15 protein-coding genes are annotated in these 18,690 nt (G+C 59.0%); 3 read left to right on the top strand and 12 right to left on the bottom strand.

Going from position 1 to position 18,690, the window contains the following annotated elements; all coding sequences use genetic code 11:
• Positions 1–561: 561 nt before the first annotated feature.
• Positions 562–1,593 carry a LacI family DNA-binding transcriptional regulator gene (locus X751_RS136145; protein WP_023703127.1) on the bottom strand — a complete coding sequence of 344 codons (1,032 nt, stop codon included), beginning with the start codon at positions 1,591–1,593 and terminating at the stop codon, positions 562–564.
• Between the two features lie 304 nt (positions 1,594–1,897).
• Positions 1,898–3,226: a dicarboxylate/amino acid:cation symporter gene (locus X751_RS136150; RefSeq protein ID WP_031209948.1), complete on the bottom strand. Its 1,329-nt coding sequence runs from the start codon at positions 3,224–3,226 to the stop codon at positions 1,898–1,900.
• A gap of 1,137 nt (positions 3,227–4,363) precedes the next feature.
• On the opposite strand from X751_RS136150, the gene nifA reads away from it, so the two are divergent.
• The 3 genes from nifA to X751_RS1000000166470 all read left to right on the top strand — a co-directional run bounded on the left by nifA (position 4,364) and on the right by X751_RS1000000166470 (position 8,637).
• Complete coding sequence (gene nifA, locus X751_RS136155; protein ID WP_023703128.1) at positions 4,364–6,130, top strand: nif-specific transcriptional activator NifA; 1,767 nt, start codon at positions 4,364–4,366, stop codon at positions 6,128–6,130.
• A 232-nt stretch (positions 6,131–6,362) separates the two neighbouring features.
• A complete protein-coding gene (gene hisC, locus X751_RS136160) occupies positions 6,363–7,502 on the top strand; it encodes a histidinol-phosphate transaminase (RefSeq protein ID WP_031247381.1) in 1,140 nt (379 codons plus the stop codon).
• A gap of 88 nt (positions 7,503–7,590) precedes the next feature.
• Positions 7,591–8,637, top strand: a complete 1,047-nt coding sequence (locus X751_RS1000000166470) for an LLM class flavin-dependent oxidoreductase (RefSeq protein ID WP_084558351.1) — start codon at positions 7,591–7,593, stop codon at positions 8,635–8,637.
• A 588-nt stretch (positions 8,638–9,225) separates the two neighbouring features.
• On the opposite strand, the gene X751_RS136170 is transcribed toward X751_RS1000000166470, so the two are convergent.
• From X751_RS136170 to X751_RS136215, 10 genes are all read right to left on the bottom strand, one after another.
• Positions 9,226–11,118 (bottom strand): ABC transporter ATP-binding protein, encoded by a 1,893-nt coding sequence (locus X751_RS136170; RefSeq protein ID WP_023746295.1) that lies wholly within the window; start codon positions 11,116–11,118, stop codon positions 9,226–9,228.
• Positions 11,118–12,986, bottom strand: coding sequence for an ABC transporter ATP-binding protein (locus X751_RS136175; protein WP_023712675.1), 1,869 nt, complete (start codon positions 12,984–12,986; stop codon positions 11,118–11,120). The genes X751_RS136170 and X751_RS136175 overlap by 1 nt, the downstream gene beginning before the upstream one ends.
• 85 nt (positions 12,987–13,071) lie before the next feature.
• The gene (locus X751_RS136180; RefSeq protein WP_023712674.1) at positions 13,072–13,965 is read right to left on the bottom strand and encodes an SIR2 family protein; all 894 of its coding nucleotides are present in this window, start codon (positions 13,963–13,965) and stop codon (positions 13,072–13,074) included.
• Between the two features lie 32 nt (positions 13,966–13,997).
• Positions 13,998–14,210 (bottom strand): putative nitrogen fixation protein NifT, encoded by a 213-nt coding sequence (gene nifT, locus X751_RS136185; RefSeq protein WP_023672220.1) that lies wholly within the window; start codon positions 14,208–14,210, stop codon positions 13,998–14,000.
• On the bottom strand, positions 14,207–14,527 hold the full coding sequence (locus X751_RS136190) for a nitrogen fixation protein NifZ (protein ID WP_023703134.1): 321 nt from the start codon (positions 14,525–14,527) through the stop codon (positions 14,207–14,209). The genes nifT and X751_RS136190 overlap by 4 nt, the downstream gene beginning before the upstream one ends.
• A 98-nt stretch (positions 14,528–14,625) precedes the next feature.
• A complete protein-coding gene (locus X751_RS136195) occupies positions 14,626–14,820 on the bottom strand; it encodes a 4Fe-4S dicluster domain-containing protein (protein WP_023672218.1) in 195 nt (64 codons plus the stop codon).
• Positions 14,821–14,851: 31 nt separating this feature from the next.
• The gene (nifB, locus tag X751_RS136200; RefSeq protein WP_023703135.1) at positions 14,852–16,330 is read right to left on the bottom strand and encodes a nitrogenase cofactor biosynthesis protein NifB; all 1,479 of its coding nucleotides are present in this window, start codon (positions 16,328–16,330) and stop codon (positions 14,852–14,854) included.
• Between the two features lie 373 nt (positions 16,331–16,703).
• Positions 16,704–17,018 carry a hypothetical protein gene (locus X751_RS136205; protein WP_023672216.1) on the bottom strand — a complete coding sequence of 105 codons (315 nt, stop codon included), beginning with the start codon at positions 17,016–17,018 and terminating at the stop codon, positions 16,704–16,706.
• Positions 17,019–17,069: 51 nt separating this feature from the next.
• Positions 17,070–17,369 (bottom strand): ferredoxin family protein, encoded by a 300-nt coding sequence (locus X751_RS136210; RefSeq protein WP_023712673.1) that lies wholly within the window; start codon positions 17,367–17,369, stop codon positions 17,070–17,072.
• An 11-nt stretch (positions 17,370–17,380) separates the two neighbouring features.
• A complete protein-coding gene (locus X751_RS136215; RefSeq protein WP_023712672.1) occupies positions 17,381–18,688 on the bottom strand; it encodes an FAD-binding protein in 1,308 nt (435 codons plus the stop codon).
• Positions 18,689–18,690 lie beyond the last annotated feature (2 nt).

Here is an 18,690-nt window from a genome sequence, read left to right as displayed (position 1 = left end):
AAGCGCCGGCGCGGCGCGTGTTACCTACGTTCTGGGGCTGATCTCAGGCGAGTTGCTCGTCGAGGGTGTGTGGCAGAGTGATGCCAGCTGCCTTGATTGCCCGCTTTGGCCGTAGGTGGTGACGACGCGAGCATTCTTTTCGATGGCGGCTTCTGGAGGCGGACGCGATCGCGTAGGAGCGGTTGCCCTTCGGGCGTCGGGCCTTTGGCCCGGCAGAGCGGCGCAGTTCCTTGCTAAGTGCGAGGGGCCGGAACGAGCAGAACACACGCCCGGGCTGCTACTGAATTGACTGCCGCCTCGATTTGCGTGCGAAGTCCCAGAAGATGGTTAGCCCGGTTAAATTCCTACCTTGCCGGCTGTGCCGCGGCTTTTCACGTGCAGCCAGGCGAGGAGATGGCGGTCGACGAGGTCGACCCCAAATGGACTGTGCTGGCCTCGCTCGGCTCTTGCCGTGCGGGATGATTGACCACACCCCCTGCACGAGACGTGGGGCATGTTGGCAAGTGAAGCCGGTGGAGGTTGACGCTGCGGATCTAGGCAATCCACCTCGCGCTTCCGCCTTCATATATTTTCCGGCAGATGGATGTCGAACGGCAGAAATGTCTGTCCGGGTGTTTCAGCGGTGCCGGTCTCGATAGCCCGTGTCATCAGCGTTATCAGCTCCTGGCAAAGCCGGCGCATTGGCGTGGCGACCGCCATCGTGACGATGTTATCTGCAAGCGCTGCCCGAGACTCAGGTGTGATTTCATTCACGATCGCGACGAGATCCCGACTTTTGCCCTCTTCTCGGAGCGCGGAGATCGCGCCCTCCATGCCGCCGCCGGCGACATAGAAGCCGACGAGCTCGGGCTCCCGCTGCATGAGATCAAGCGTTGCCTCGTAGGTGATCTGCCGTTTCTCGAGGTTCATGACCGGATCCAGCACCTCGAACGTGGGCGCGTTCTCACGGCAATAGGAGCGAAAGCCGACGTCACGGAGCTCGTGCCCCTGGAAACGATGGCTGCCGACAAACACCGCCACTTTGCCGGGCCGTTTTGCGACCTTGGACACCATCCAAGCGGCCGTGCGCCCCACCTTGCGGTTGTTAAGGCCGATATACCCCTGTCGCACGCCGGCGGCGAAGTCGGAAAGCAGCGAGAAAACCGGAATGCCCTTGGCCTTGAGGTCCTCAACCGCTGCTGTGATTTTCGGGTGGTCCGGTGCCACCATCGCGATTGCATGGCAGCGTGCGCCCAACTCCTTGAGCGGCGCGATCAGGTCGCTCGGCATATGTGACGGGGCGAATTCGACGAGCGGAATGCCGTGGAAGGACTGGGCCAAATTGACCGATGCTTCGACCTCGCGCGCTAAATCTTGGTAGAAATGCTGGGCCGGTTTTCTCAAGATGAAGCCCAGACGGTAGTGCGGTAGGTCTCGCCGCAACCGCTGCTTGATTAGCCCGGCAGCATGATAGCCGATCGCCTGGGCGGCGTCGTGGACCCGCCGCGCGGTCTCCTCGCGCACCGGATGGCGGGCGTTCAGAACCCGATCGATCGTTGCTACGCTGACTCGGGCTTCGCGGGCGAGATCGGCAATTGTGGGGCGCTTGGTCATAGGTCCTATTCTGATTGGTTTTTGACGCGGGCCGGCTCTCTGTCCGCCTAACGCGTTTCGGTTTCGGGTGGCAAAGTGAAGACGTCCCCATACGAATGGGCACAGCGTGTTGGACGAACATCATTGCAGACGTAAACCGGCCGGGTATACTGAAAGGCTCATTCGCTTAAAGGGCGGTGACGATTTGCACTCACACATTTAGCGCTTCTGATACATGGTCCGTGAGGAGCCGTTTAGAGGCTGCGGGTCGGTCGTTCAGTTATGTGACCAGCTAAGCGACTTCACAGGTCGTGGGCCGCCCATCTTACTTGCAGGAGGGTAGCCGGTTTGATGCCTCGGTAAGCTGATGACCGCTGAAGGCAGCTTTCATCTGTGCTCGGTCCAACTCTCCTTCCCAGCGTGCGACGACGAGGGATGCCACTGCGTTGCCGACGCAATTCGTGAGCGCCCGGCATTCGGACATGAATCGGTCGATGCCGAGTATCAGTGCCATCCCAGCAACGGGAACACTCGGAACTACCGCGAGCGTAGCCGCCAGGGTGATGAAGCCCGCACCTGTCACACCTGCAGCGCCCTTGGAGGAAAGCATTGCTACGAGCAGCAGCAGCACCTGATCGCCGATGGACAGATCCGTGTTCGTCGCCTGTGCGATGAAGAGAGCCGCTAGCGTCATGTAGATATTCGTGCCGTCCAGATTGAACGAATATCCGGCCGGGATGACGAGACCCACAACCGAACGCCTGGCGCCCGCCTTCTCCATTTTCTCCATCAGCGACGGGAGCGCCGCCTCCGAGGAGGACGTTGCGAGGACAAGCAGCAGCTCTTCTTTGATGTAACGAATGAGAGAACAAATCGAAAAGCCGTTGTAGCGGCAGACTGCGCCGAGAACCCCGAACACGAAGAGGAAGGCGGTGAAATAGAACGTCGCGACCAGCATCGCGAGGTTGACTACCGAACCGATGCCATATCTGCCGATGGTGAAGGCCATCGCGCCAAAAGCGCCGATCGGCGCGGCCTTCATCAGAATTCCGACGAGCTTGAAGACAGGCACAATGAGCGCCTGGAGGAAGGAAACGACAGGCTTGCCCGTCTCTCCGGCCATCGCAAGCGCCATGCCGAACAGAACCGAGAAGAACAGCACCTGCAGGATGTCGCCTTCCGCGAAGGCACCGACGATCGTTGGCGGGATGATGTTCATCAGGAAGCCGGTGACCGACTGCGCTTTGGCCTTTGCGGCATAGGTATTCACGGCCTGGACATCGAGCGAGGCCGGATCGATGTTCAAGCCGTCGCCAGGCTGGACGACATTGGCGACGATGAGGCCGACGATCAGCGCGAGCGTTGAGAAGGTGAGGAAATAAACCATTGCCTTGCCGGCGACCCGGCCGACCTTATGAAGATCGTTCATGCCGGCAATGCCGGTCGCAATTGTCAGGAAGATGACAGGCGCGATGATCATCTTGACCAGCTTGATGAAGGCATCACCCAGCGGCTTCAGGCTCTCGCCGGTCTCCGGATAAAAATAGCCAATTGCGACGCCGAGCGCGATGGCGGCAAGCACCTGGGCGTAGAGCTTGGTGTAGAAGGATTTGCGGGGCGCGGGACTCGCGCCGCGGACTTGTGCAGCTGACACTGTTTCTCTCTCCCTGACCGGATCGAGGTGGCGTGACTTCTCCCGGGCTTCTCCCTATCGCGGCGCTCCGGTCGAACGCTGCACCAACGCCGCCGCAATACCCATGCCAGATGAATCCGCATCACCTGAACTGACGTGGGCTCGCCAATGATGGAGGAATGCGGTGTCAGACCAGCGGGCAAGGTCGCGGTCCGAACGCCCTTGATGGTCTCTGGCAGAGTGCTGCCGGTCGATCCCTCTGGCTAGCGGTTTGCTGCACAGAGCGTGGTGGGTTCCTCGTTAGCCGGCTTTGGACCGGGCCCCATCGTGTCGCCTGTTCAAGGCCGTCCAGATGACAGGCTAACTTACCCCTGTTCGGAAGCGCTCGTTTCTGGACAGCCTACGACCGTGCAGCCACTGCAATGCACAGAATAAATTCGGACGGTCCTTTGGACGACCCATTTTGCAAATCAACGCCCGCAGCAGGGGCAGCCGTTTTCAAGCGGTCGCATCGTAATCTGTTCAGACTTTTCGATACGCTCATTGAGTGTGCCGATTTCGGCCCCAGGCTGGTGATGGTGCTGACCACGACGATGCGATTCAGAAGTTGCGAGCACCGCCTACGAAGTCGTACTCGACGCCAGCTTCGCGCCTTCACACCCGACATCGCCGCCGCCTGATCAACTCGAGAAAGATGGCGGTTGCCGCAACCGACCAGTGCCGTTGGCGGTTATTCTCGCTCCCGCCCCTCCTTCGCGGGCGCTGGTGAATGGCACGGCCCCGCATTTACACTCCGCGCGGTCAGCCGCTCGGGCAACGCATGGCCGGCCCAGGTATTTCTGCTTCAACGCAAAGATAGAACTGATGAATCCTATCATAGGCCGCGAGGTTTCCTTTCACAGATGAAAGAAAGCTCGATTGACTATGCCGCCTCGCTCCAGTCTTTTGAAAACAACGTGTGTTTGCCCGGGGCAAGCCAATAACATGGCCAAGCTTCGTGGAGGGAGTAGCCAAGCGATGCGTCAGGGCTAGACCCGCTTTGCACTCGACCACACGGCGGCGGCACGAGTTCACGTCGGAGAATATTCGCGCGTGCCCGCGACGTCGCGGGCGCACATGCCGCCAGCCTAGATTTGATGGCGCGAGATCGAGGATCACATGCACCACAACATTAGCAAGTCAGAACAGAATGCCCGCGACTGCGGCATATCGCTGCCGAATGCGATAAAGGGTTGTCCAAAGCCCGACACGAATCCTGCGAATGTGGCATTGCACGAGCGCGCGCTAACCGGCATCTTCGAAATATCGAAAGTACTCGCCGATGCCGCCCGGCTCGAACTCAAGTTGGCCAAGGTAGTCGACCTCCTGCACTCGTTTGTGCAGATGCGGCACGGCATCATCGCTCTCTGCGATGCCGAGGGCGGACTGGACATCACAGTGGCCAGCGGCTGCGGCACGAACGGCAATGAGCCCTCCCGGTCGCGCCTGCCGCGCAACGCCATCGATCAGATTGTGACGACCGACACGCCGCTCGTCGCCGACGACATAGCGATGCATCCGACCTTCACTGCCACTGATATCGAGGTGCTTGGGGCCTCCGACACCGTGTCGTTCATCGGCGTTCCCATTCGTGTTGATGGGAACGCCATAGGCGCGCTGACTTTGGACCGGGTTTTGGAAAGCAGGTCAAGCTATGGGCTCGACGATGATGTCCGGCTGCTCACCATGATTGCCAACATGGTGGGACAGACAGTCAAGTTGCATCGCTTCTCCGCGGCCGACAGCGAGCGAGCGCCGGAGCTGGAACATCGGCTGCAAACGAAATTTTCTGATGTTAAGCACCCTGCACCCCGGCGCAAAAAGGTTCACGTCGAGGGGATGATTGGTGACAGTCCGGCGATAAGCGCCCTGCTGGAGAAGATCGCGGTCGTAGCGAAGGCAAAAACCACAGTTCTGTTGCGAGGTGAGTCCGGTACCGGGAAGGAGCTGGCTGCCAAGGCAATTCACGAGTTGTCGCCGCGCGCCAAGCGGCCCTTCGTTAAACTCAATTGTGCAGCGCTCCCAGAGACAGTCCTGGAATCCGAATTGTTCGGTCATGAGAAGGGTGCCTTCACAAGCGCATTCAATTCCCGCAAGGGGCGCTTTGAGCTCGCTGACAAGGGGACGTTGTTTCTGGATGAGATTGGCGAGATCTCGGCCTCGTTCCAGGCAAAGCTACTGCGCGTGCTGCAGGAGCAGGAGTTTGAGCGCGTCGGCAGCAATCAGACCATCAAGGTCGATGTTCGCGTGATTGCCGCCACGAACAGGAACCTGGAAGAGGCGGTTGCAAGGAATGAGTTCCGCGCCGACCTGTACTACCGCATCAACGTGGTTCCCTTGCTGGTACCAGCATTGCGCCAAAGGCGCAGCGATATTCCGCTCCTCGCAGCTGAGTTTCTCAAGAAGTTCAACGACGAGAACGGCTGTACGCTCACCTTCGATCCGCGTGCGATTGAAGTGCTGATGAAATGTGAGTTTCCCGGCAACATTCGCGAGCTTGAAAATTGCGTGCACCGGACAGCGATCCTGGCCGAGGGACTGTCAATCGGGAGAAACGACTTTGCCTGCTCCCAAGGCCAATGCTTTGCCGAGGCGCTGTGGAAGTGCAGATCGGGCAAGGCCGCGCTGCAACCACCGCCGATCCTGCCGGAGTCAGCGAATTTGGCCACGCCCCCGGACGAGGCCGCCAGTTCGGCCGCGACTACAGGCCCGCTTGCCGGCGCAACCCACCCAATTGGCGCGAGGACGCCCGATATAGAGCGCGTCATTGCTGCCATGGAAAGATGTGGCTGGGTGCAGGCAAAGGCAGCGCGCTTGCTTGGGCTGACCCCGCGCCAGATTGGCTACGTGCTGAGGAAATACGGCGTCGAGATCAAGCGTCTTTGAAAGCATGACCCTGGGCATGAGCTGAGCCGCTTAGCGCCTTGGCGCCGCGCAGCGATGCAGATCCGCGTGCGCGTCAACTCGATTCGACCGAGGACAGCCTGGCTGAATTCCCATCTCAGCCGGCGCTGCGACCATTGTGTGAAAGGCAACCCTGCCATCGTCAATCCCGTCCGCCATGTTGCTCTCGTTGCGAGCTCATACGCATGCCCCCTGTACTGAAACGGAGTCAAATATGTCCGACGCAAAACTGCAAACTGTGCTTTCGGCTCTTTCGCAAGTGACACGACAGTTGGATGCTCTGCCGTCCAACGGACCAGCGCCGGACGCAAATTTTATCAAGCTGAATACGAATGAGAACCCGTTTCCGTTGCCGCCAATCATAATGCAAAGTGCAGTGGCGGCCCTCAAGCGCCAGTATCTATATCCGGATGACGATAACTTAAGATTGAGGGAAGCAGCGTCCAGCACCTATGGCGTTTCCAGGGATCAGGTCATCGCTGGCAACGGGTCGTCTGAACTGCTCGGACTGATCTACAGAGCTTTCCTCGCACCCGGCGACAAGGTTGCGATGATGTCGCCAGGGTTTTCGTTCAACCGCAAACTTGCCATGCTTCAGGGCGCTGAGTTCCTCGAAATCGGATGTCAAGCTCATTCCCTGCCAATGGAGCAATTGCTTTCCGGTGCGGCAAAAGACGCCAAGTTTATTATGTTGGCCAATCCAAACAATCCGACCGGAACATTCCTCCCGATCAGCGATATCGAATGCCTCGTAGCACAATCGGACCGCTTGATTGTCCTCGATGAGGCATACGTCGACTTTGCACCCGATCACGGACTGCGCCTCATCAACCGGTATTCGAATCTTCTGATCTTGAGGTCATTCTCGAAAAGCTATGCCGCCGCCGGCATTCGCGTCGGTTTCGGTTTCGGTCACCCTGAAATTATTGGAAGGCTGCGAAACATCCAGAACGTCTTCAACATGAACGTGATCGGGCATGCCGTTGGTATCAGCGTGCTTGCGCATCGCGGCGCCTACGCAGACAACCACAAGCACATCAAGGATGAACGAGAGCGAGTGGCAGTTGCACTATCGCAACTCGGATTTTCCGTAACACCCTCCCGCGCAAATTTCTTGCTGGCCCGTGTGCCCGCGGGACAGGACGGCTCATGGTGGCAAGCAGCATTGGAGAGGCAAAAGATACTTGTGGCGTTTTTTCCGGACAAAGGCTTGGAACACTGTATCCGCGTCAGCATCGGCACAAAAGAGCAGATGGATGAATTTCTTGCTGCCGCTGGCGACATTGCTGGAAGCTTAACGGTGCCAAGCTCCAGAGGCAGGGAAGCGTCAGGCTCTGCTTCTTCGTTACGCTGACGCTAATCGGCGATCACACACATCTCTTCCGACTTGCTGGTGATCCCAGCAAGAAAACAGCCTGCTTTTAAAATCGGGGACTTAAAGAGTGACAAACGTCTTTCCTTCAAACCTGGCTTTCGGCATCTTCGATCATTTGGATGAGGATGGCCGCGATATAGGCCGGCAGTACGAAGATCGCCTGATATTAGCAGAGGCGTGCGATCAGCTAGGGTTCTATGCCTATCATCTCGCAGAACACCACTGTACTCCCCATGGGAGAGGTCCATCGCCGAATCTGTTCTTATCGAGCGTCGCCCAGCGCACCCGGCGCTTGCGTCTCGGACCCTTGGTGATGCTGCTTGCGCTTTATCATCCGCTGCGTGCGTTCGAAGAGATCTGTATGCTGGACCAGTTGAGCGGTGGCAGGCTCGAACTGGGCATAGGGCGCGGTGCTCTCCCGACCGAATTGGGCTACTTCGGGATTGGTGCGGACGCGGTGCCGGGCCGTTATGCCGAAGCCAGCGAAATTCTTATGCAAATACTTTTTAATTCGAGGGAGGTCGGCACGCTATGCTATCAAGGCCGCCATTTTGATCTCAATGACGTTCCTTTGACGCTAAGACCTCATCAGCGTCCACATCCGCCCACATGGGTCGCTGCCAATCGACCCGAGTCCACAGCTTGGGCCGGTGCGAATGGAACAAATATCGCGTGTGTGGGACCTTCCTCTTCTGTTCGCAAAACTACTGATGCGTTCCGCGCCTATCGAGAGGACAACGCAGGCGCGGGGGATCAAGGGAGATTTGTCGGATTGCTCCGCATGGTCGTGATTGGGCGTTGTGACACACATGCCTATTCGCTCGCGGCACCTGCTTACGCACGCTGGCTCAAGAGCTTCCAATTCCTTTACGAACTTAACGCTATCCCCACTCCACCAAACTTGCCGCTGACCTTCGATGCGGCAGTCGAGAGTGAATTGTGCGTGGTAGGATCAGCAGAGTCTGTGCGAAAAGCTCTGCTAGATCAGTTGGAAGAGGCAGGTGCCAACTACCTGCTTTGTCAAATGGCATTTGGAAATCTGCCGCTAGATGCTTCCCTTTACACCGCGAGGACGATTCAGTCCGAAATCATGGCTCGACTTGGCTCACCATGAAATTCGCTGTCTGAGGTTAAATCGTTGTGCAGCGCTCTCACACTCACGTGATCGAGCGTGCACGTGGTGGGGCGGGCAATCGAGAGGAGGCCAAACTGACGACGAGCAGGCGGCACAGGTACCAGCTTGTGCGTTGGCTGGCGTCTGGGCCATCGTGTGAACATGCACGATCCTAAGGAGAGGGTAGCCGAGCGCGTCACGATGCCGGCACGCGTCTGCTCGTCGCGCTGGCGCTCCCATAGCCAGCCGCAGGAGGTTCTTCTCGCCCGGGGCGGCGTCGGTGCGGCGCCCACTAATCCAGCTTCATCAGCGGCCCGTCGGTGGCAAAGCCGTCACTCGCTACGGCGCTATTGAGGGCGCGCTCGCGAGCGGCTTTGCGACGCCCAGCCAACACCTCCAGCGAGCTCGCCCGATGATGGTGGTGCACCGCGGTCGGATACGATGCTGGAGGAAATCGTTCGCAGCCGGTCTTCACGAATTGCGAGGAGTGCTCGTTCTTGAATGGTGGCTGCTGGCCGGATGCGGTGGCCTGAGTGGTCTGCCGACACGCCCGAAAGTCAACGCCACTACCACAAGGCCGCCAAGATGTCAGGTCTGAGAGCCAGCTTGGACGGTGGTATCGTGTTCGGGAAGGTCGTCGAAGGAGGCGTAGTTGAGATAGTAGAGTTTGGAATACAGGCCGCCCATGGCTATTAACTCATCGTGGTTGCCAGTCGCAATAACTTGGCCATTCTGAAGCACGATGATGCGGTCGGCCCCCCGGACCGTGGCGAGACGGTGAGCGATGACGAGGCCAGTCCGCCCTTCAAGCAGCTTGATCAGAGCCTTCTGAATCTGCAATTCCGTGTAGCTGTCGATATTGGCGGTAGCTTCGTCGAGCACGAGGATCTTGGCGTCAGCGACGAGGGCGCGGGCGAAACTGATAAGCTGGCGCTGGCCGAGAGATAAGTTGTCGCCGCGTTCGCCAAGTTGGGTCTCATACCCGTCGGCGAGGCTCATGACGAAGTCATGCGCGCCGACAGCCTTGGCCGCCTCGATCACCTTGTCGCGCGTGGCTTCCGTCTTCTGGTATCGAATGTTCTCGAAGACCGTCCCGGTGAACAGGAATGGCTCCTGCAGCACCATGGCGACCTGGCGGCCGAGCGATTCCTGGGTGAGGTCGCGTACATCATGTCCGCCGACCAGCACCTGACCCTGCTGAACATCATAGAAGCGGTGGACCAGGGCCATCGCACTCGATTTGCCAGAACCGCTCGGTCCGACTAGTGCGACCGTCTCGCCCGGATTGACCTTGAACGAGACATTTTTCAGAACCGAACGGTTCGGATCGTAGCCGAAGGTGACGTCCCTAAACTCGACCGAGCCGTCCATTTCGGGCGAAAGCACCTCGGCATTGGGTTTGTCCTTAACATCGATCTTGACGTCGAGCACATCCGTCAGGCGCTTGCCTGAGGCCATGGCGCGCTGCATGACCGAATATTGCAGGGTGAGTGAGCGGATCGGGTCAAAGAAGCGCTGGATGTAAAATAGGTAGGCTACCAACACGCCCACATCTATACGGCTATTCATGACCATCGAGCCGCCGACCACAATAACGGCGGCCAAGGCGAGGCCTGTGATGCCATCGACGATGGGCACCATGACCAGTGCATATCTGGCAGCGATCAGGTGGGTCCTGAGGTTGGCATGGGCCCGATCGTCAAAAAGACTGAAATTCACCTGCTGGCGGTCCATTGACTGTATGGTCCGCACGCCGTGAATGGCTTCGGCCAGCGCGCCATTGACGACGGAATTGGTTTCGTGTGCAGCCATGAAGGCGTCGCGGGCACGCGGCAACCAGACAATGCGGACGATCACCAGGATCGGCAGAACCGATAGCGTCAGGAGGCCGAGGCGAAAGTCGAGCCACAGCATTACGAAAACGATGCCGAAGAGAAGCGCAACATCGCCTAGGGAATATACCGAGGTTTCCAGGAACTCCTGTATGGAGTTAACGTCGCCTTGCAGGCGCGACATCAGGCGTCCGACCTCGGTCTTGTCCATGAAAGAGAGCGAAACCTTTTGCAGATGGCCAAACATGGCGCGGCGGATGTCGAACAGGACAGTTTCGGCCATTTTCCCATCCAAGGCTTCCTGCATGTAGCCGGCGGCGAAATTGACCAAAATCGCCGAAAAAAACGCGCCGACGGCCGCAAGCTGGGCTGAGCGATCGGGCCTTGCCGGGTTCATGCCGAGGTCGATCGCGTAGCGGATGATCAAGGGGATGAGAAGCTGCGTCCCGGTGAAGATCAGCATCGCGACAATCGTGACAACTACCTTTGCCCGGTAGGGATGGACGAAGCCCCAGATGCGACGGAGGATGCTCTTGTCGAAAGCCCGGCCGAACATCTCCTCCTCGATCCGGTGCGAGCCGACGACCGCGCGCGGAGGGCGTCTCCCGTCGTCAGGTTCGGCTTCGAGTTCGCCGCGGCCCTGGTCCATCAGCGGGCGCCCCCATCCTGGCTAATAATGCTATCACCCGGGCACGTCTGGAGATCGTAAAGGGCCCTGTAGCGTCCCCGCTTCGCAAGAAGCTCTTCATGCGTGCCGCGTTCTACGATTTCGCCGTTATCGACAAAAAGGATTTGATCGGCATGCTTAAGCGCACTCAGCCGGTGCGCGATGATGATCGTCACCCGATCCTTTGCGAAGCGCCGCATCGCCGCGCGAATGCGCAGCTCGGTGCCGGCATCGATCGCGGCCATCGAGTCGTCGAAAATGATGACGGAGGGGCGCAGCATCATGGTGCGAGCAATCGTGAGACGCTGGCGCTGGCCGCCAGAGAGAGAAACGCCGCGTTCGCCCACGACCGTCTCATACCCTGCCGGGAGCCCGAGGATGTAGTCGTGGAGCTGGGCGAATTCTCCAGCGCGTTCAATTCGCTGTCTCTTCGCCCAGGGATCGCCATAAGCGATGTTGTTCTCGATCGTTGTGGTGAATAGGAACGCATCCTGCTGTACAACCGCGACCGCCTTGCGAAGGCTCTCGAGGGTGACATTGCGTATGTCCTGGCCGTCCAACGTGATGGCGCCACCGGTCACGTCGTAAAAGCGGGGGACCAGATGAGCCATCGTCGATTTGCCGGAACCCGGCGGACCGACGATCGCGATCGTCTCGCCTCTCCGGGCCTCAAAGCTGAGGTTCTTCAGAATGGCGCGGTTTTCGGCGTTGGGGTAGGCAAATGAGACATTGTGGAAGCGCAGAGTGCCGTCACTTATCTCAAGCGGTCTGGCCTCGAGAGCATCCCTGATGGTGATCTCCTGATCGAGGAGACCGAAAAGCCGCGAACCGCAGCTAGAAGCGCGGGCAAACGCATTGACCATGAGACCGATCTGGCGGACTGGCATTTGCAGCATGGTCATGAAGGTCAGGAAGGTCGCCATGGTTCCGACGCTGATCTCGCCAGCGACGAGCTTGTTGCCACCGATCCCAAGCACCAATCCCATTGCGAAAAAGTAGGACAAGGTCATCGCCGACGTGTTGGGTACGTAGATGTCAACGAGATCGTTGGCGAGGTCGAGCGCGTTCTTGGAAGCGCCGTCGAACTTCAGCATCTCATAGGATTGAGCCGCAAAAGCGCGGACCACACGGATACCTGCGAGATTTTCCTTCATCACGCGGCTTAGTACCGAAAGGCGCTCATAGAGGTCGAGCCAGGTGGCGCGCAGCCTAAGCTGTGTGGTCGATGAGCGCCAAGCGACAAAAGGCACGAAGCTGAGCGCGGCCAAGCCGAGCACGGGATCGGTCGAGATCATCATGTAAGCGCCAATCCCGATCAGCATCGTCAGCAGGAGCACCCGCATGAGCCCGGTGGAAAAATACATCCGCACGCCTTCGAGATCGAGCATTCCGGCGGTTATCAGATCGCCTGAATGGGCCCGGTCGTGAAAGGAAAAGCTTAGACGCTGGATCTTGTCGTAGTAGGCGAGCCGCAATTCGTACGCGACATGATGCCCGACGGCTTCGGCAAAATAGTTCTGCGCCATCGTGAAAACGCCGCGTAGCGCGCTGACGGCGAGCAGCAGGAGAGCCGGGGCCCAGAGCGCTTGTCCTGCCGCAGCCCCCGCGACACCGCCCCCGATAGCTGTCTGGGTCTGGTCGACAGCCCGGCCGAGAAGCTGGGGAATGAGCAACTGGAGGATTGCCGCCATGATCGTCGAGCCCATAGCGAGGGCAACCTGCCACGGATGGCGCAGATTCATACGCGTGATGCGCAACAGCGTACTCAAATCCCGGCCCCAGCGCGCCGCTTCAACATGGGCCAACGAATTCAGTGCGTTCGTTGCGCCGCTGACAGCTTCACTGTTCACGGGTGTATTCCCGACTGCATTTTGCGCCTTCGAGGAAAGCCGAAGCAGACATCATCAAAGGCATCCGCCATTGTTAATCCCGTCCTCAACCTGCAGCCGTGCCCGTTCCCACAAGCCGAGCCGCCGCTTGACTTAGTGGCATGTCGATCACCGTGATTCCGCTTGCCGCAAGAAAACGCGCTTCGTTTCTGGTCAGGGTTTCCGCGTCCATTACGGTGCAATAGGGACCGCGGGAGCGCTTCATGATCTGTCTGGCGTAGGTGCGCAGCATCTGATCGTTGAAGCGGCAGCCAACGAAGAAAAATCCACGGGTGATGCGCCGTTCCTTCACAGCGTCTGGGATCGGTGTCTGGATATCAATTTCGGACAGGACTTCGACGTAGTCGGAATCTGCGACGAGAAAGTTTTGCGCGGGCGTAATACTCCCGTGAGGTGAATAGAGAACCGTCTTGGCCCCCAATCGGGGGTCGAGCTCCCTCCCGGACAAATCGTAGGTTTTCGTCCAAATGTTGCCGATTTCATTCGCGCGCGTGACGCCTTGTATCTCAACGACGTCCGTTCGGCCGGTCTCTACCAGAGCCGTGCGCATCGCGCTGTCATACCAGCTGTCGATGATGAGGGAAAGTGGCAGCCTTGCGAGCCAGGCGTGGAAGGGGGTCGGCCCCACCGGCGCTGCGAATATGTCGGTCATCCAAGCTTGAAGCGTCCGGCGATGCCGGCGCTGTTCGATGAACTGCGCAACCGACCACATATTGGTGCGGATCCTGGAAGGCGCTGGAGCCCGTGCATTGAGTGCCGCGGCAACAACCTCCGGGGTATGCGGCACAGGCGGTTCCACACAGTTCAACTCAAGAAGACCCGGACCGAGATAGGGGATCACCTCATCGGCGGCGAGCGCTCCCTTCGCCAGGTCAAGCAGCTTTTCAGCAAAACTGTCCCGCACAATGACGAGGTGGCCCGATGTCAGGATCGTGTTCATCTCGTTTCCTCGCGACGCACCTAGGGGCAGCATCAGCCCTCTTCGGAAATCTTCCTTGCCTCGACGGTGATCGGCAGACGCGTATCATGTGGGAGATCGGGTAGGAGGAGCCGCCACCCGTTCCTGAGCGTGACCGTTCCGCCCCACAACTCTTCCTTCTCGAGTTTGATGATCGGCTCTTCGAGGTCCTTTTTGGGGACATACGCTGACAAACCAGCATCGGTCCTGCGGATCATGACTTTCATCTGGCCATCCCTTCATTGGTATTGCTTTCAGCACTGCAGGGCGCCTCGGCCTCGTCGAGGCTCATCAGTTCACGCGCTCGCATACCGACTACGGTGCCACGGTCGATCCACTCGACCGCATAGATGAAGAACTGCTGGAGAAAGGTGCCAATGTCGCGCACATATCCCTCGTCCCCCTTCCGCACGAGATTTTCGCCGATCTCCCTGCCAGGATAGGTGCCGTCATTCTTTATGTGGCGAGTGGCACGTACCCGCTCTCCCGGCATGAATCGTGGAGGCCTGCGGATTTCGATCTCCTCTTCGCGTCCGAGCGACATGTCCGTTCCCTGATTTCTCTTGCGGCTGAGATTGCGAACAAGGCGTTCCAGGCGTCCTGCGTAGGCAGCCCCCAACCATGTCGGCAGTCCAATGTCCGTTACGCAGGAACGCAGGTCTTCGGCACCGGACATACCGAGGCACATTGCTGCGCATCGAAGACCCCCTCGCATTCGGTGCACTTCTGTGACTCGATCACGTAGCTCTCGCCTTTGAACTTGATCGCGCCGGAAGGACATTCGAATTCGCAGGCGCCGCATTGGGTGCATTGGGATGCGATGATCTTGAAAGCCATTTTAACTCCTGGTCCGAATGAATGAGACAGCTCAGGCCGTCGCCGCGAGTGTGGGGGTCCCAGATGCGGCGATGTAAATCGCGCTGATTGCTGTCTCGATATAGTCATGGGCACAGGCGTCGGTGGCTCTGATTCCAGCCTCCGCGAGCTGATCCTGCGGGCAATTTCCAATCTTGGCGCACAGCACGATATCTATGCCTTGAAGCGCTGCGATGACGCCATCGAGGGCGGCTTCTGCGCCCCAGCCGCCAAGGCAATACTTGTCCACCTTCCGATGCCCGACGAAGCTGATCCCTTTCAGCGAGGCTTGATAAACCTGGAATTCCTTCGCATGGCCGAAATGCTCATTGACGCGGCCGCCGCCCTTGGTCGCCACCGCGAAGAGAAGGGACTTGCCGGGGCTCGCTGCCTTGACCAATCCGATCGCTTCTCTCCTAGCCTCGACGTGATCACGGCGCTCCTCCGCGACCAGCTCCCAATAGGCCTTGCGTTTGCTGGCATCGTAGGTGACCTCGCCGGGAATCCGGTCGACTGTGAATTCCTGGCCACGATCTTCTCCGAGCAGGCCCACGGCATCTGCCCGGCACTGCCGGCAGTGGCGCATCAACTGGGCGCCGTTTTCGACACGATCCTGAAGAGCCTTCATCTCCATTGCGTTTGGGCCGCGCTGCCCGCTCAGACCGTAGTGCGTGCCGTGGGCCGGGTCCGAAATCAGCGGCATAAGGTTGTGCAGGAACGCGCCTCGCTCCTTAATCCATCTATTCACCTCGATCAGATGCTCATCATTCACGCCCGGGATCACCACCGAGTTGATTTTGGTGAGGATGCCCCGCGCGGTCAGCATCTCCAGGCCCAACATCTGCCGCTGGTGCAGGATCCGGGTGGCTTCAATGCCGACGTAGCGGCGATGATCGTGAAAGATCCAAGGATAGATCTTTGCACCGACCTCAGGGTCGACCATGTTGATCGTGATCGTCACGTGATCGACATTCATGTCAGCAAGCTCATCGACATGGTCGGGCAGCGCCAGCCCATTCGTGGATATGCAAAACTTGATGTCTGGGATTTCCCTGGCGACCCTGGCGAAGGTCGCCTTCGTCTTCTTCCAGTCGTAGCAGGCGTCGCCCGGTCCGGCGATGCCGAGCACGGAAAGCTGCGGCACCTCATTGGCGACCGCGATCACCTTGCGTAGCGCCTGATCGGGCGTCAGCTTTTCAGAGGCCACCCCAGGCCGGCTTTCATTGGCGCAGTCATATTTGCGATTGCAGTAGTTGCACTGGATGTTGCAGCCCGGCGCGACCGCGACGTGCATACGCGCGAAATAGTGATGAGCCTCTTCTGAAAAGCAGGGGTGATCCTTGATCTTCTCCCAGACAGCCGGATCCGTGTCGTCGGGCTTTGTCGACGAGCCGCAGGACGAAGACGCGCAGCCCCCGAGTTTCATGGTGCCAAGCAACTGGTCACCGAATGTCGTGCTGAGGCTCTCAAGCGAAATTGCCGGTGCAGACATGAACGGCTCCGTTGCTGCGTGATGTCGCAGTTCAAAGCGCAAGAGCTATGCCAGCCCAAAGAGCTGTTTCGGTTCATGAATAGGCTTCCCGTGTCACATTCCTTCGGATTGCTCCGACACACCTGTCGGGCTTACGACAGTGGACAGGCAAATAGGGTCGCGAGGCTAGCAGCCTCGGGCGCGCAGAGTGTGAGCGAGACCACTCCGGGCTGCTTACGCTTGACGTCATCACGACGTCCCGAATTTCTTAACCTTGATACCATGCCGGCGCAGGGCGTAGCCGATTATCCAGGGCGTGAGGCCAGGGATACGAGCCGCCCTGGCAAAACCCAACCGGCCTTGTCAATCGCGTCGATCAGCCACTAGCGTTCCGTCAGATGCGGGCGACAAGCGGCATGGTTCGGACGCCGGCCGTAAGGGGAGATACCTTGCTGCGGAGGCGCCGATGCGACTGGCCGGCAGCCGCAATCCGCTCGATCTGGTACAGCCTGTGGTATGAGGCGGCGAGTGCCTGATTGAGGTGCGTGGGTGTTGCCGGCAGTGGCGGCAATCTCCGGCTCTCCTTCAGCGTCCAGACGACGACTTCTCCATCACCCGTCTGCAGAAACGTGGGCAGGACGTTCACGACAATTGCCCAGCGTATGGCGAGCGTAATCTCCAGCTCGCTTGGCGCGGTCAGCACCTTCACATATCGTAGAGTCCCTGAGCGCGGTATCTGCTTAGGGCATGCGTGCGCCGGTCATCCGAATTTGAAGAGGATTCCGAAACCGCCGCGTGGATAGTTCCACTCGATCTCACCAGTCGTCCCGCACAAAATACGGCAGGTGCCGCACTCCATGCAGCCGTCGGCAGTGATCTCCACTTGACCCTTGTCGTTCAACTCATAACATTTCGCCGGGCAGACGTGGGTCAGCGCGAGCAAATTCGCGCTCGGCTTCTGGTGCGGTCGCACTTTGATGTGCGGGCGGCCGGAATCCACCAAGTAGCGGTTCTGGTAAAGCTTGTCCTCGACACGTGACTTCGTCGCTGCGCTGCTCATTTCGTCTCCCCTCAGCGCCACGCCAATGCAAGGCGGACCGCGTCGCTGACCAGCCCCCAGCGCGAGCGCGCCTTGATGAAGGCCGCCGTGGTCGCCTTTTCCTTCTCGATCTTCGGCGTGCCGTCGACACGCATGAAGTTCTGCGCAGCTTGCGACATCAACCGCGGATAAGTCGTGAAATAATTGCATGAATTGGTGTGGAGCAAGGCCGGCATGTCTTTGTATTTCCTCAGGTCCTTGACCACGAAGGACTTGTCCAGCATGGCTTTGTAAAGGGCGAGATTCCGTTTGTTCATCGGACCGTTGCGGCTCTTGACCTCGACGATTGCCTCAGCCGCAATGCGGCCGGAGGTCATGGCGAGGTTCGAACCCTCGCGGTGAATGGCGTTGTTCAGTTGCGCGGCATCGCCGACCACGACCCAACCATCGCCAAAGAGCTGCGGAATAGCCTTGTAGCCGCCTTCGGGAATGAGGTGTGCGGAATATTCTTTCACTTCCGAGCCGGCGATCAGCGGCCGGATCGAAGGATGGCTCTTCAAGGCATCAAGGAGAACGTAGGGGCTCTCGACCATCGCCGCAAAATCGGAGACGAGGCAGCCAATGCCCAGTGAGATGGACTCCTTGTTGGTATAGAGGAAGCCGAGCCCGGCCATGCTGCGGGAGGTCGTGCCCACCGCCTCGATCACGCAGCCCTCATCGCCCTTTACGCCGAACCGCTGCTCAATGACCTCTTCGGGCAAGAAATGCATTTCCTTGACGGCGAGGGCCACGGTTTGCGGCTTTGGCATCTCGCGCAGGCCGGCTCGAGTGCCAAGCAGTCCGCAGACACCTTCTGCGAGAACGACCACGTCCGCGTAGATGGCTCCGCCCGCCCGGTCTGTGCGGACGCCGATCACCCTGTCATTGGCATCACGGATGAGTTCCGTCACGGTCGTCTCGCACAGAACGGTCGCGCCGGCCGCGCGCACCTTACGCGAAAACCATTTATCGAACTGGGCACGGATGATCGTGTACCGGTTGGGCTTCGCCTCATTGAAGTCGTCCGACCTATAGTGAATCCCTGTATGGGATGTGTCGTCCATCACCCAAAGCCGCTGTTCAACCAAATGCCGCTCGAGAGGCGCATCATCCCGGAAATCCGGGATGATCTTCTCCAGCATGTTCGCGTACATGATGGCACCCTGGACATTCTTGGAGCCCGGATATTCACCCCGCTCCAACTGCAGCACCTTCAGGCCATGGCTGGCCATGGTGTAAGCAGCTGCGTTTCCGGACATGCCTGCCCCAACAACAATGGCGTCGAAGTTTTCCTCGATCATGT

This window comes from Mesorhizobium sp. LNJC394B00 (assembly GCF_000502555.1).
Taxonomy (GTDB): domain Bacteria; phylum Pseudomonadota; class Alphaproteobacteria; order Rhizobiales; family Rhizobiaceae; genus Mesorhizobium.
The sequence above is the reverse complement of the archived record's forward strand: the minus strand, read 5'-3'. Positions and strand labels throughout refer to the sequence as shown.